The sequence below is a fragment of the Pseudomonas sp. SLFW genome (assembly GCF_009905615.1).
GTDB classification, from domain to species: domain Bacteria; phylum Pseudomonadota; class Gammaproteobacteria; order Pseudomonadales; family Pseudomonadaceae; genus Aquipseudomonas; species Aquipseudomonas bambusae.
Genome location: NZ_JAAAKW010000001.1, coordinates 91,872 through 106,454, shown reverse-complemented (window position 1 = coordinate 106,454; position 14,583 = coordinate 91,872). Strand labels below are relative to the sequence as shown.

Here is a 14,583-nt window from a genome sequence, read left to right as displayed (position 1 = left end):
GCCAAGACGGCACTGAAGCTGGGGGCGTTACTTTAAAGCATCGGAGGGGGTGCCGACTAACCGGCCAAGGGGTTTTTTCAGCGTTTCGAGACGTTTACCGGGTAAAAACCGGAAGTGTCTGACATGTTGCGGGTTTTCCGCCTGCCCCAGCGTGGCTGACCTGTAATGACTTGAATCGAGGGGCCTCGTTCGAGTGGGCCGCTGGTCCGATGTGCCCCACAGGTTTCCCTAAGCCGTGCTTAGCTTTTCACAGGGCCTTGTGACCCGTTCAAGGAAGCATCACCTCAGGATGAGTCACTGCCATGGCCAAAAAAACCGGTAAACCTGCGTCCAAGTCCGTCTCCGCGCTGGATATCCTGCTCAAGGGTTCTCAGCAGACCGTCAGTACCTCTGCGTTATCCGAACAGTTCAGCTCGGTCATGAGCCTGGCCAACGCCGGCATCCCCAGGCTGATGGAACAGAACCCGCAGATGCACATCAGCGAGGCGCGCGATCTGCACGCCCGGGCCCAGTCCATGTCGGTGGTGATCGCCCGGCAATTCCGCGAGCAGCGCCTGACCGCCTCGGTGCGTCACGCCAACCGGCCGCCGACCGGCGTCAAGGGTTTGGTAGACGGCCCGACCTACACCGACATGTTCAACCCGGACTGGGCGAATCACTGCCTGCCGGATGCCATCGAAGCCACCACGTCGCCGGTGGCGTACCTCGCCGACCTTTATCGCTACGCTAAAGACCTTGAAGCCACGGGCATACAGGACGAGGTCATCACCCTCGACCATCGTCGCCCGGACCTGAAGGATCTGATGCTGGACCACACTGCGCTGAACCGGGTCGAGCCGACCATCGTGCTGGTCAACGAGATCCTGGAAAAGTCGATTCGCAGCCACCTGGATGGCATCGGGCTCGAAGAAAAATCCGTCGATGACGCCTTGCTCGAAGCCCGCTACCCCAACGCGCTGCCATTCGAGCGTTACACCAGCCAGATCAATTACGCGCTGGGCCGCAAGGATCGTACGCTGGGGGATGTCATTCGAGCCGCCGACCCGGCCTACCCTTACTTCAAGGAACCGGGCGTCCACTCACTGCTCTCGGACACCGCATTGATTCAAGACACCGGTTTCGGTCCGGTGCAGCAGGGCCTCTTGCTGGAGGCACCGCACTTTCCCGAGGCAGGTGACGACGCTCATCCGCTGGCCAGTGGGGCATGGCGAATCAACCCACGCACGCGGGTGCTGACCAAGGCCGAGGACGACCCTGGCGCTGAAACCACCTTCTATCTCGATAATTTCGGGGTCAGCAGTTTCATCGAGCTGGCAGACACCCAGACCTTCTGCCTCCGAACCGGCCTGAGTACTGACGAGTTGGATGCGCTGCTGAGCGTCGGCGCCTATGCCACGAGCCGATCCGAGAACGTGTCGGGCGAAGGTGCTGTCGATGGCAGCCTGTCCGGTTCTGTCTACATTAACGCGGGTAAGGCGCCCGCCATGAGCATCGAAACCCAGCCTGCCGACGCCGAAAAAGGCACTGGCGCCTGCCATAACATCACCCACATGATCCATGATCGCGTCGACCGGATGAACCGCATGATCCGGTTGGCCCGCTGGCTGGAATTGCCGTTCGATGAGGTGGACCAGTTGCTGGTGGCGTCCATGCAAGGCGAGCAACGCGCTGCGCAGGCCGTACGCCGTGTGCGGGCGGATACCGCCAATCCTTGGCTGATCAGCCAGAACACCCTGCGGGCGCTGGGGCTGTTCCAGATCATGCGCCGTAAGTACGACGTCAAGGCCGAAGACTTTGCCGCGCTGCTGTATGGCCTCAATGTGTATGGGCGCGGCAAGACGCCGTCGCAGTTCGACCGCGTGTTCAATGCTCAGGCGCTGTTTTCAATCCCGCTCAGTCTCGACGACAAGCCGTTCACCGCATTGCCGGGGAACGAAGCGGAGCGGCAAAAAATCGATCACTTGTGCGCTGCCTTGGGTATTACCTTCGAAACCTGGCGTTACGTCGCCCGGGTCGTTGAGCAGACCTACGCCGGTGGAACGCTGCGCTGGTCGCGCGAATTGGTCTCGGCGTTCTATCGGCTGGTGCGCCTGCCGCGGTACGTCGGTCTGAGTACCATTGAAGCGCTGGCGCTGCTCGAACTGCTGGACGACGGCGGCAGCCGCCTGGTGGCCAAACTGGCGGGCACCACACAGATCGCCTCGTATTACGCCTCCGACAACACCGACACCCTGAGCGTGATATACGCACTGGTGGATTGCAGCGCATGGTTGAAAGAGCACAGGTGGTCGGTCGCCCAGTTGTGCAGACTGGTGTTGCCGTCTGCGACTCAGCCGGTGGCCACCGATGCAGAACAGGAGCTGTTGCAGCAGATCAATGGGCGGCTAAGAGCAGCACTAATCACCGATAGCAGCTTTGCGCAAGCTGGCGCGCCGGATGTGTCTGTGATGGCGGCGACCGATGAGCGGGGTGCGCAGGCATATGTCAGCGACCCTATCGATTGGTTCGAAGAACTCAGCAGCTTCATTGAAACCGGCAGGACAGAATCAACGGATAACGCCAGGGGACTGGTGAAATATCTGTCCAGAGAAAGCGAAGAGGTTTTCGAGAATGCTTTGAGCAGTGCCGTTGAAGACGCACTCAAACGAAACGATCTGCCGGTCGAGGAGCTGCATCCCAAGATCACCAACATGATTATGCGTGCGCGCGGCGCTCAGGAAGCCCTATTGATGGAGGGGCTGGCGGGCTATCTCAACACTTCGGCGGATCTGGCAAAGGCGTTGTTGTTCTGGGCGGACGGCAATCGATACCAACTGTTAAAGGAAGTAATGCGGGTTTACGGCACTAGTACCGCAGGTCAAGTCGCGATAGGTGATGACGTATTACTTGCACTTGAAGCTCTATCCAAACGGGCAGTGCTCGCCAATCATCTGGGGCTCAGCTCTGCCTTCATCGTTCAGTTGATCGGAGCGCCAGCGTGGTTCGGGCTCGAAGATGCTGCGCTATCGATCCAGCTTGTTTATTCCAGCACTCAATATGTGGCGCTATTGCAGCAGAGTGAGAAGAACGAGGACACGCTGCTGGATTACCTACGCTTGATAAACACACTGTGGGGCCAGGCAACTCCGGGCGATAAGCGATTGATCCGCGACAGTGCCTCAAACGTGCTGGCAGGTTTCCTTCGCTGGGGCGTGCGGGAAGTGCTGACCGTCGCCCATGAACTGAATCACGACGCTATCATCTTTTCGCTCAAGGATCTGGACGTAGTTTCAAAGGTCTGTCTGTTCAGTCGGCAAACCACTCTCGATGCCAAGGCATTGCTGGCACTTTCCCATCTGACGCCCATTAGCCCTACCGACGTGTACCGGTATGCCGCCGAAATGACGTTAAGTTGTCTTACCGAATCGCTGCAAGGGGAGCCAGCAGGAGAGGTGGGGCAAAGTGTTTCCACTACGTTGGTTGTCACGCCGGACTATCTGGTCGCAAATCGCGAGCGCGATGAGGCCGTTTACACCATCACGTTACGCGACTTCATGAATGAGCCCATTTCAGATATCAGGATTTATTGGAGCACTGATTTCGGCGAACTGGATAACCACCAGACGATAACCGATGAAAAGGGGATGACTTCTACAACCTTAAAAACCGGCACGAAGGTAGGCGCTGCCAGCGTGATTGCTCGTTATGGGTTTGGAAGTTGTGCGAAGGCTCCGCAGGTCGTCATCGGGTGTGATACCGAAACGCTCCATTTTACGGACCCTTACTACGATCGTGCGAGTGCGGCAGCTAATTATGATGAGGTTGTCGAGTACAGAGTTAGGTTAGTGGATAATTTTGGGAACGCTGGAGTGGACAGGGAAGTTGAATGGGGTACAACAATAGGCGAGTTTGTGAGGTATCACACCTATACAGATTTGAATGGGACAGCACAGGCCATTTTGCGAAGCAGGCAAATCGGTGAGGCGTCGGTCGTCGCAGGTTTTCAAAACGGTCAGAGCTACACTTATCCTCCCGTCAAATTCACCAGTGTTCCTTATTTTCAATATGTTCGATTTGATAACGCGATCGTGGAGGGTATGGAGGTCGGTATCAGTGCTCGATTGGTGGAGATAAACGACGATCCTGTGTCAGGAGCAACAGTTGAATGGCGTGCCACAGTGCCGGGCCTGGAGATAACTAGCGCTAGTACCAATTCAGATGGCGTCGCACGGAGTAGATTCAAGTCTGAGCAAGCAGGCGAGGTAGTGGTGACGGTTGCTTATGAGGGAGAAACCCAGGATAAATCCAGTGCATTAACGCCCATTCATCCAGAAGTGACTATCCGGGAGCCGGAGGCAAGTGCTGATTACTATATGGTTGAAACCCCGGACCCTATTGTTTTTAGCGCACGTGTTTGTGCGGGTGAGGTCCCCGCAGTGCGTATACCCGTCGACTGGAGTATCGACGGTGAGCCAATGGGCTCCTCGCTATCAGACACAAATGGCAAGGTCTCTTACGACGGACGGTTTGCCCTCGGTGATCATGTTGTTTCTGCAAAAGTTCAGGGTGGTAACGCATGGGTAAGTTTTGAAGTTAAGGCAGTGCCGTTTTTTAAATTTGATGTTCGTTTCGATGGTAACGGATTTCCTTTTGATGGAGTGTTAAGAAGCGGCGTAAACGCAAAAATTCTTGTCGCGGTGGTAGATAAGGATGGTTTGCCAGTGCTTGGGGTCAAATACCGTCTTGCTTCGTCCGGGGCCGATCCTCTTCTGATAGGGGTTGTTGTGGGTCAGTTGAATGAAACAGTGACGTCGAGGGAGTCGCCTCAAGAATATAATGTGAGAGGGGAGAATGATCTGGTTGTGGGGGATTTTGTACTCAAACTGGAAATGCCGCACGCGGAGTCCTCGTGGTTTGGTGAGTTTAAAAAAGCCAAGAACATGATGCCGTATCTCAACAGGTCTCCCTATAGTCAGAGCGAGGCTATTCTTAGATACGATAAGCGTGTCTATTCTGAGTGGTTTAGACGTATAAAAACTACGCTCGTTGTGGTCAGGGTTCCCGAGAGAAATGAGCAATACGATGCTCGAGTGGCTGGCATTCCTTTTAATGGGTCTTGGACCGATACAGTCGTTGAGGGAAGCTTCGCATGGAGTGGTATGCCGCCCAATACTGTTGAGTTTGAAGTTGATGATTATTTGGTTGCAGGTGGTTATGTGATTCTCGCAGGCGGCCGGTTCAGGTATCCATCTTAGCGATAAGGGGTGTGCAATGCGTAGCACAGCTTCCAATCAGCTTGACTGCGATCTTCGCGACGCCCTCGTCGCGTATTACCTCGGCCAACTCGTCCCCAACGAAGAGTCCGGCGCGCCAGACAACATCATCACCCCCGACGACCTCTACGAATACCTGCTGATCGACAACCAGGTCAGCGCCGAGGTCGACACCAGTCGCGTCGCTCAGGGCATTGCCAGCGTGCAACAGCACGTCCACGCCATCTACAACGGCATGGAGCCGGGTTTCGGGCAGATTGGCGACACGGTACAGCATCAGCAATCGATGCAGCAGTGGCAGGAGGCGATGAGTCAGTACAGCACCTGGGCGGGGTATCAGGCGCTGGTGGATTACCCTGAGAACTACCTCGATCCGACCTTGCGGTTAGGCAAGACCGAGGCGTTCGAGGCGTTCGAAGGCGAGTTGGCCCAGGCGCGGTTGACCCCGGACAATGTCCAGAAAGCGCTGGGCAATTACCTGGCGCGATTCGAAGACATCGCGAATCTGGACACGGTCTGCTGTTACATCGACGGGGTGGATTTTCGCAAGGCCGATTATTACTTCATTGGCCGTTCGCCCCGCGATCTTTCAACGTATTACTGGCGCAAGGCGGCCATTGATGTGGATGACAGCAGCACCCACGTGCCGCCGTCTGCCTGGACCGAGTGGAAAACCATCGATGTGGAGACGTCTGGTCAGGTCACCCATGTGCGGACTGCGGTGGTAGAGGGACGTTTGCACCTGGTGTGGCTGGAGCAGGTGCGCCAGGTGATGGACGCCGATGACAAACCGGTGGCGGACCGTTTCATCTATCACCTGAATGTCAGTCATCTGCAGAGCGATGGGCGCTGGAGTGCGACGATCCGTTTGCGTGAGACGACGCTGCCATCCTTCGCCACGCTGGAAAGCGGGGGACACGTACTCATTGCCGCGCATGATAGGCGTTATTTCCCAGAGCCCAGGTTGGTGATTGCGATCCTCAAGCGAGGCGAAAAGAGCGACTGCCCACCCGTCAGGATCTTGCTTGAGGTCCGTACCACGCTCTGGAAGCCTGTCTACCTCACCGATAGCCTGCCGTCGCTCGATCGCTCCTTGGCTGTCCAGTTCAACAGTGGCCCGGGCGCTGCGCAATTCACGATCACGGGTGCGGATATCCACGGCAATGTGTGGAGCGTGGAAAATGTGCGGTGGAACCAGGGCGGGGAAAATCTGGACGGTGCGTTGAACCGCTATCTCGATTTAAAGGTCAGGATTCTCGTTCCGAAAAATACCCTCACTGCCGAAGCGACCATTGTGTGCGACACGCTTTGGTACGCCTCCCAACCGAGAGGTGCACCTCCGGCGTCCGCCAAGCTCGGCTTGTGGAGAGGTACCAAACGAGCCAATTACGACATGACGTTCAACGGCGCGGCGCGTTCGCCAGCGGAGGGCATGGCGTGGCAGGGCAAGCCTGGTCTGCCCGATACGGATTGGTTGTGTGTAGGGAACCCCACCGCTTCCACCGGCATTGGTTATAACGAGTTCAACTTTGATCGCAAACAGCATTCCAGCGTGATTCCCACCTTCGTCAAAACCGACGAAGGCGGACTGTTTCTAGACCTCAGCGGTCTTGAACTACCCCACCTGCGCTACGTGCGCCTGAACACTACCTTCACCAGCGAGCTGGTGCGCAAGGCCGAGCGCTCTCTCGATGGGGCCTTGGGATGGGAAACCCAGCACACGCTGGAAACCCCGCTCCCTGAAGACAGCGCGGGCACCCGGCCACCGGTTGATTTCAACGGCGCCAATGGCCGCTACTTCTGGGAGATGTTTTTCCACGTGCCGCACTTGGCAGCCTGGCGCCTGCACCATTCGTTCGACTACGCCGGTGCCGAACAGTGGCTCAATTACCTGTTCAACCCGCAGATGCGCGTGGCGCCGTTGTTTCCGCCGCCTGACGAGGTGCAATGGCAGCCTTACTGGACATGCCGTCCGCTGGGGTTCGCCGACGATCCGCTGCGTGACGTCGCCGCACCGAGAGATCCGGACGCCATCGGCTATGGCGCGCCTTCGCATTACCGCAAGGCGATTTTCACCCTGTACCTGGATAACCTCATCGCCTGGGGCGACTCGCTGTACCGTCAGGTCACCCGCGATGCCCTCAACGAAGCCAAGCTGCTTTACGTGCGCGCAGTGTCGCTGCTGGGGCCATTGTCCAAAGGGCGCAGCATCAGCCAGTGGACGCCGATGCCGCTGCAAGACGCCGCCCGCCATGAGACCGGCACCTTCGCGTCTTTCGAGACCTCGGCCTTCGAATGGCTGCAGCAGGACACGCCCCGGAGCGCTTGCGAAGCCCCCTGGGTGCGTTTGATCGACGCGCCGTGGTTCCGCTTGCCGGTCAACACCCGTTTGCTCGATCTCTGGGAGCAGCTGGATCAGCGCCTGTACAACCTGCGCAACAACTTGACGCTCGATGGCCGTCCCATGACCCTGGCGCTGTATGAAGCACCCGCCAACCCGCTTGACCTTTTGCGGGCGCAACTGTCGGGCAGCAACGTGTCGTTGCGCCGATTGGGCGCTCAAGGCAGCATCCCGCCGTACCGGTTCGCGGTGATGTTACTCCGCGCCCGTGATACCACCGAGTCGCTCATTCGCTTCGGGGAGCAGTTGCGGCAGGCGATGGAGGCGCGTGATCGTGCGCAACAGGAAACGTTGCAGCAAAGCCACGTACTGGAACTGAGTACCTTTGTTGAACAGCTCGACACGCTGGCTATCGAGCAGGCCTTGCGCAATCTGGAGGTCAAGTCGCCGAGCGCCGAGCAGTTCAGGGCTCAGATCGCGTATTACGATGGTTTGGTGGCTGAAGACGTCAGTGAAAGTGAGCGCAGCGCCGAGGTGTTGTTCACGGGGGCCATGGCGACCCGCGTGCTGGCGGCGGGGTTTCGGGGGGTGGGGCATGGTCTGGGCGCCGCGCCCAACACCATTACCTTCACGCCTGGCCCAATACCTGTACCGGTCCCGGGGGGCTGGAACTGGAGCAGCCCGTTCTGGAGTGTGGCTTCGCTGATCGAAGCCTCCAGCATTTACAACACTGACAGCGCCGATGCGTTTGTGCGCGCCGATACGCACGCGCGGCGACGCAATGAGTGGACGCTTCTCAAAGAGCAAGCGCAGCTTCAGCTCGAATCGGTGCAGGCTCAGATCGAGCAGGCACGTGTGCAGATCGAGTCGGCGCGGATCAAGCACGAACGTTCGTTGATGGCCCATGAACACGCACAGTCGCTGTACGCATTCATGCAGAACCGCGCCACCAACGCCGCGTTGCATCAATGGCTGACCGGGCAGATGGCGACCCTGTATTTCCAGGCGTATGACTCGGTGCTGTCGCTGTGCCTGGCAGCAGAGGCCTGCTGGCAGTACGAAATGGGTGAGCCACAGACCACCTTCATTCCGGTCGACGCCTGGGTCGATAACCGCCATGGCCTGACGGCCGGGGAGAGCCTGAGCCTGGGGCTATTGCAAATGGAATCGGCGTTCCTGGCGCGCAACGAACGGCGCATGGCGCTGGTCAAGACGATTTCCCTGCGCAACCTCATGCAGTCGTATGAAGACACCGCCTGGGCAGAGGTCATTGCCCGTCTGCGCAGTGGCGGAACGATCCACTTCGCCTTGGCGCCTTCGCTGTTCGACCGCGACTACCCCGGCCATTATCTGCGGCAATTGGCGCAGGTGTCGGTGTCGCTGCCGGGCGTGCTGGGACCGTACGAGAATGCGCGGCTGACCCTGTCCCAATTAAGCAGCAGCTACCTGCTCAAGCCTGATCTGGGTGGCAGCAAGTACCTGTATCAGCAGGCGGGTGAGCTGGACGGTGAACACGACGACATCAACCCGCGTTACGTGATCGCCAACGCTCGGGTCAATCAGCAAGTGGCGATTTCCGGGGATCGCGAGGACTCGGGTCAGCTCACAGCCGTTGCCGGGGACGAGCGCTACCAGCCTTTTGAAGGCACGGGCGCGGTGTCCAGTTGGACGCTTGCTTTCCCTCGCCACACCAGCGCCCACCAACAGGCCGTGTTCGACGGCCTGCAGGACATCATCCTGCACGTGCGCTACTACGCGACGGACGGCGGCAAGCCATTCGCCGAGCAGATCAAGGGGCTGATTCCCGGCAAGGTCAAGACACCAGGTTCACAGGCACGGCGCAAGGCGTCGTCGGTCCGCTGACCCGGTTCACGAACATCAATGGATGATGAGGAGCGCACCATGGACCAGTCCATCATTGGGGGTCTGGAACAACAACGGCGGGATGCACTGGTGGCCTGGTACCTCGGCCAGCTGGTCCCGGAGGGCGAACGGCAGACTCGCGTGCTGACGGAAAACGATCTGTACGAATACCTACTGATCGACAATCAGGTCGCGGCTGAGGTCGACACCAGCCGGGTCGCCCAAGGCATCGCCAGCGTGCAACAGCATATTCATGCGATCTATAACGGCATGGAGCCGGGGTACGGGAGTGTCAGCCACGACACGCTGGCGCTGTGGCGTGACGGGATGTCTCAGTACAGCCTGTGGGCGGGCTACCAGATGCTGGAGGACTACCCCGAGAACTACCTGCAGCCGGCCCTGCGCCTGGACAAAACGTCCATGTTCAAGACCTTCGAGTCGGAATTGTCTCAGGCGCGATTGACCGAAGACACCGTACAAAAGGCGCTGGGCAATTACCTGCAAGCCTTCGAGACGGTGAGCAATCTTACCGTCACCGCCTGCTACGTAGACAGCACCCAGTTCCTCAACGCCGACTACTACTACATCGGGCGGCAAAGTACCGAGCCCTTCGCGTTCTACTGGCGTAAATCCCATCTCTACAAAGATGCGTCGGCCAGCGAGGCGCAGATGGCCGACTGGACCGAGTGGAAACCCATCGACACCCTTCGCGGCGCTCAGGTCAAGCATTGTCGACCTGTGGTCATGGACGGCCGTCTGTATGTGGTGTGGGCTGAAAGTGGTAAAGCAGTACTGGGCGAGGAGGGGGCGAAAACCGGAGCGTTCGAGTATTCGATCAAGCTGGCATATCGGCGGCTGGATGACAGCTGGAGTGCGCCTATTGAATTGCACAAGGGCGAGGCACCGGATGAGTTGCTCGCAGATGAGGTCACCGACTACACATTAATCAAAGGCTATCGGATGGTCGCGAGTGCGGACCAGGGCGATAGCGGGAATTTGCGACTGCTCATAGGGTTCACATCACAAGGTTTTGACGTAGACAAGGAGGTGAAGCATTACGCGGCGTACAGTCGGTTCCTCCAGCCACTGAAGGCGGACAGTGAGGGCATTGCCAGCACGTTGGTCTTCATGGCGGGCGCCAAAATCGACCGTGTTCAATACAGCGCTGTTCATCTGAACTCTGACGCGTCGTTACGCTGGACTATCAAGTCGGTCACCCGAGATGCGGCTTCGCCCCCTACGACAGTGGGGACACTCGGTGACGCATTGAATGACTATTTTGAACTGGAGGCGCAGTGGTCAAATGGGCGACTGGTGCTGATCGGGCGATGCGCAAAGGTGGTGATCGCCTGGAAAACAGAGTATTTCGCCGTTTCCGACAGCATCGTCGACGACCGATCTTCCGTGCAATACAAGGTGGTTGGTATCGCAGGTTTGGTGTACTGGGAGGTCACGGCAAAAAGGATCAAAGGCAGCAGCTCAAGGTTATTGACCGCAGAGTTGCGGCACTCCGGTAAGGCGATTGCGACGATCACCCACGACGACCTGATATCGCAAGGCAGCGATTTTTTCATGGAAACCCTCGTCGCGCACAAAACAATCGCTCCCGGTGAGGCGTATTTCCAACAGAATTCCCACAGAGGTTTTGAGGTGTCTATCGCTGACGGCAGGCATCTTGGGTTGCAAGAAGATGCTGTCTACCTGAGTGGCGAGCCACGCACGCTGAATACCGCCCTCGGTCATTACAATCAAAAGTGGCTCAAACGTGCCGACCCCATCACGTTGAACGGATCGGCCATGTCGTCGGTCATTCATCATGAATGGCCAGCCAGTGCTGAGAACGTCCGGACCTACCAATGGGGGGCAGAGACCGATGGGAGTTTGCACACCCGATATGGACTCAACGGCTTCACCGTCACTCGCGAAGTGGTTGGCAACACGGTGCCGTATCTGCGTACCAGTGATTTGGGCGCTCAGTACCTTGACTTGACCAATGCCGCCGTTGGCGCCGGCAAGGTGCGGGTGCGCCTCAACACCCTGTTCGCCAAGGATTTGACCCGTAAGGCCAGTCTGTCCCTGAAAAGCGCGCTGTCCTGGGAGATCCAGCACACCGAAGAGCCGCTTCTGCCTGATCAGACGGCCCCGGCTTACCTCGACTTTTCCGGGGCCAACGGGCTGTACTTCTGGGAAATCTTTTTTCACGCCACGCACCTGATCGCCACTCGCCTGCAACAGGAGTTCGACTACGCGGGTGCGCAGCAATGGCTGGAACTGCTGTTCAACCCGCAAGTACGCGTCGCGCCGCTGTTTCCGCCACCGGCCGAGATCGACTGGTTGCCGTACTGGACGTGCCGTCCGCTGGGTCTGCCGGACAATCCGGCGCTAGAGCTGGAAGGCCTGACCAATCCCGACGCCATTGCCCGCGGCGCGCCCTCGCATTACCGCAAAGCGATTTTCATGCTGTACCTGAACAACTTGGTTGCCTGGGGCGACATGCTCTATCGCCAGGTCACCCGGGACACCCTGAACGAGGCCAAGCTGCTGTATGTGCGGGCCTTGTCCTTGCTTGGGCCGTTGTCGAAGGGGCGCAGCATCAGCCGCTGGGATCCGGTGTCGCTTGAAGACGCGGCCGCTGAGCAAGCAGATACGTTCGTGGCGCTGGAATCATCAGTGGGCGAGCGCGCGTTCAGCCCTGTCCCGATCCCGCGCAACGAGGCGCCCTGGTTGCGCCTGCTGGACCAATCGATCTTCCGCCTGCCGGTCAACACCCAGCTGCTGGACCTCTGGGACACGCTCGACCAGCGCTTGCACAACCTGCGTCATAACCTGACCCTGGATGGCAAGCCCATGCAGCTGGCGTTGTACGAGACGCCGGCCAACCCGTTGGACCTGCTGCGTGCGCAACTCAACGGCAGCAGTCTGAGCCAACGCCGGTTGGGATCGCTGGCCATCATCCCGCCGTACCGCTTCCGCGCCATGCTGCCTCGCACACAGAATGCCGTCGAAACCCTGATCCGCTTTTCCCAGCAAGTGCTCAGCCACATGGAATCCAGGGGCCGCGCCGAGCAGGAAGAACTTCAGCAAGGGCATGTGCTGGAGGATCTGGCGACCTTCGCTGAAAAACTCCAGCAAAGCGCTATTGACGAAGTGGCCAAGGGGCTGGATGTGCTCAAGGCCAACCGGAATGTTGCCCAAGGGCGCAAACGCTATTACGACGAACAGATCAGCCGTGACGTCAGCGCTCTGGAGCATAGTGCCTACCGGGCACGGCAGACCGCGCTGAGCGACAACGTCGCGGCTCGGGTCTTGGGCGGGACGGGGCACCTTGCCAATCTTGCGCCGAATCTTTTTGGCGGGGCGACAGGGGGCATGAGCTGGGGCTCGCCCGCATTCGCCGAGGCCGAGGTGATGGAAGGCGCAGCGGGGATCATGTCGGCACTGGCGCAGGAGCACCTGATCAGCGACTCACAGCAGCGTCGTCGCGAAGAGTGGAAACATCAGGCACACCAGGCCGAGCTTGAAATGGACGTGCTCGATGAGCAGATCGCTCCCCAGCAGGTGGCCTTGAGTTCTGCCCAGACCAGCCTCGCGCAGGCCACCCGAAGCCGCGAGCAGGCCGACGCCCTGTATGCGTTCATCAAAACCCGGGCGACCCACGTGGGCTTGTACCAATGGCTGTTGAGCCAGATGTCGACCCTGTACTTCCAGGCCTACGATGCGGTGTTGTCACTGTGCCTGAGCACCGAAGCCTGCTGGCAGTACGAGATTGGTGATCGTGACACGCGCTTCATCTCCGCCTCTGCCTGGGTAGATAATCGCTACGGGCTGACGGCCGGGGACGCCTTGAAACTGGGGCTGCTGCAGATGGAGTCGGCGTTTCTGGTCCGGCATGAGCGCCGACTGGAAATCACCAAGACCCTGTCGCTCAAGGAACTGCTGAAGCATTACGACCCCAACGCAGGGCTGGCGCCGGACGCGGCCACCGGTTGGGACGCGGTGCTGGAAACCCTGCGCGACAAGGGCGAGATCGACTTTCAGCTCAAGTCCTCGACCTTCGATGCGGATTATCCGGGCCACTACCTGCGTCAATTGGTGCGGATGTCGGTTTCGCTGCCGGTGGTGCTCAAGCCCTATCAGGACGTTCACGCGACCCTGAGCCAGCAGACCAGCACCTACCTGCTCAAGCCGCAGCTCGGCAATGTGAAGGCCTTGTATCAGCAGGCCGGTGAACTGCCAGACGGGGGCGATGACGATATTCGTCAGGATCAACTGGTGACCAATCCCCGGGCCAATCAGCAGATCGGGCTTTCCACCGGGGTGGACGATCACGGCATGTTCCAGCTCGATTTTGGTGACGAACGCTACTTCCCGTTCGAGGGCACCGGCGCGATCTCACGCTGGACCCTGAGTTTCCCCCACCACGACAGCGACGATCAGCAGGCCATGCTCGACACGCTGACCGATGTGATCCTGCACATCCGCTACCTGGCGGTGGACGGCGGCAAGGCCTTCGCGGCCGAGGTGGAGGCACTGGTGGCGGCGGTCGAAGAAGGCGAGGTCAAGCGTCAGCCGACATCACTGACGTAAGTGCCCACTTCCTTGAGGATGATCTTTAGCGTGGCATCCAGCTCGGCCAGTTCGCTGGCCGGGGTGGTGTGAGCAATCTCATAAGTAGTGTCGCCGCCAAACGGCTTGGCATCAGCGGCGTCGATTTCCACCTTGAGCTGCGTGGCGGTGAGAGTGACGGACAGATTCGACTCGACGTGAATGGTGTCGTCGCGGAAGGTGATATCGACTTCATCCTCATCCGGAAAGCGCGCCAGCAGGAACAGATCGCCGTTGCTGGCATGGCAGCACGCCAGCGCCATGTCATCTTCTTCCTCGTCGCAGGGGTTGTAGATGAAGCTGTCGGTGGTCAATTGCATGGCGGTGTTCCTCTGGTTTGGCGCGGGGCAGGGGAGGGATTTTGCCAGTCCTGCGGAAAATTTGCCTGCACCTGATTTTCAAACCCCACGCAAGCCAGCGCGTACGGCCTTCGGGCAGAAGCACGCGCACCGAGCCTCATTCTGAAACATTCCCGTACAACCCGATGTCCGAATATGTCGCAGCGTCGCAAGCAGGGCGGGG

The 14,583-nt window shown here is 59.0% G+C and carries 4 protein-coding genes; 3 read left to right on the top strand and 1 reads right to left on the bottom strand.

Going from position 1 to position 14,583, the window contains the following annotated elements; genetic code table 11:
• The first annotated feature begins 302 nt into the window (after positions 1 to 302).
• Genes GVN17_RS00360 through GVN17_RS00350 form a run of 3 tightly spaced genes read left to right on the top strand, consistent with a single transcriptional unit; the run spans position 303 to position 14,043 of the window.
• The gene (locus GVN17_RS00360; protein ID WP_166593250.1) at positions 303 to 5,234 is read left to right on the top strand and encodes a Tc toxin subunit A; all 4,932 of its coding nucleotides are present in this window, start codon (positions 303 to 305) and stop codon (positions 5,232 to 5,234) included.
• Positions 5,235 to 5,250: 16 nt separating this feature from the next.
• Complete coding sequence (locus tag GVN17_RS00355) at positions 5,251 to 9,456, top strand: neuraminidase-like domain-containing protein (RefSeq protein WP_166593249.1); 4,206 nt, start codon at positions 5,251 to 5,253, stop codon at positions 9,454 to 9,456.
• A 39-nt stretch (positions 9,457 to 9,495) separates the two neighbouring features.
• Positions 9,496 to 14,043, top strand: a complete 4,548-nt coding sequence (locus tag GVN17_RS00350; RefSeq protein ID WP_166593248.1) for a neuraminidase-like domain-containing protein — start codon at positions 9,496 to 9,498, stop codon at positions 14,041 to 14,043.
• Here GVN17_RS00350 and GVN17_RS00345 read toward each other — a convergent pair.
• Positions 14,022 to 14,381, bottom strand: coding sequence for a hypothetical protein (locus tag GVN17_RS00345; RefSeq protein WP_166593247.1), 360 nt, complete (start codon positions 14,379 to 14,381; stop codon positions 14,022 to 14,024). The two genes, GVN17_RS00350 and GVN17_RS00345, sit on opposite strands and share 22 nt — an antisense overlap.
• Positions 14,382 to 14,583 lie beyond the last annotated feature (202 nt).

Coding starts and splice junctions, on each gene's coding strand:
- GVN17_RS00360 (WP_166593250.1), top strand. CDS start 303: ATGGCCAAAAAAACCGGTAAACCTGCGTCCAAGTCCGTCTCCGCGCTG.
- GVN17_RS00350 (WP_166593248.1), top strand. CDS start 9,496: ATGGACCAGTCCATCATTGGGGGTCTGGAACAACAACGGCGGGATGCA.
- GVN17_RS00355 (WP_166593249.1), top strand. CDS start 5,251: ATGCGTAGCACAGCTTCCAATCAGCTTGACTGCGATCTTCGCGACGCC.
- GVN17_RS00345 (WP_166593247.1), bottom strand. CDS start 14,381: ATGCAATTGACCACCGACAGCTTCATCTACAACCCCTGCGACGAGGAA.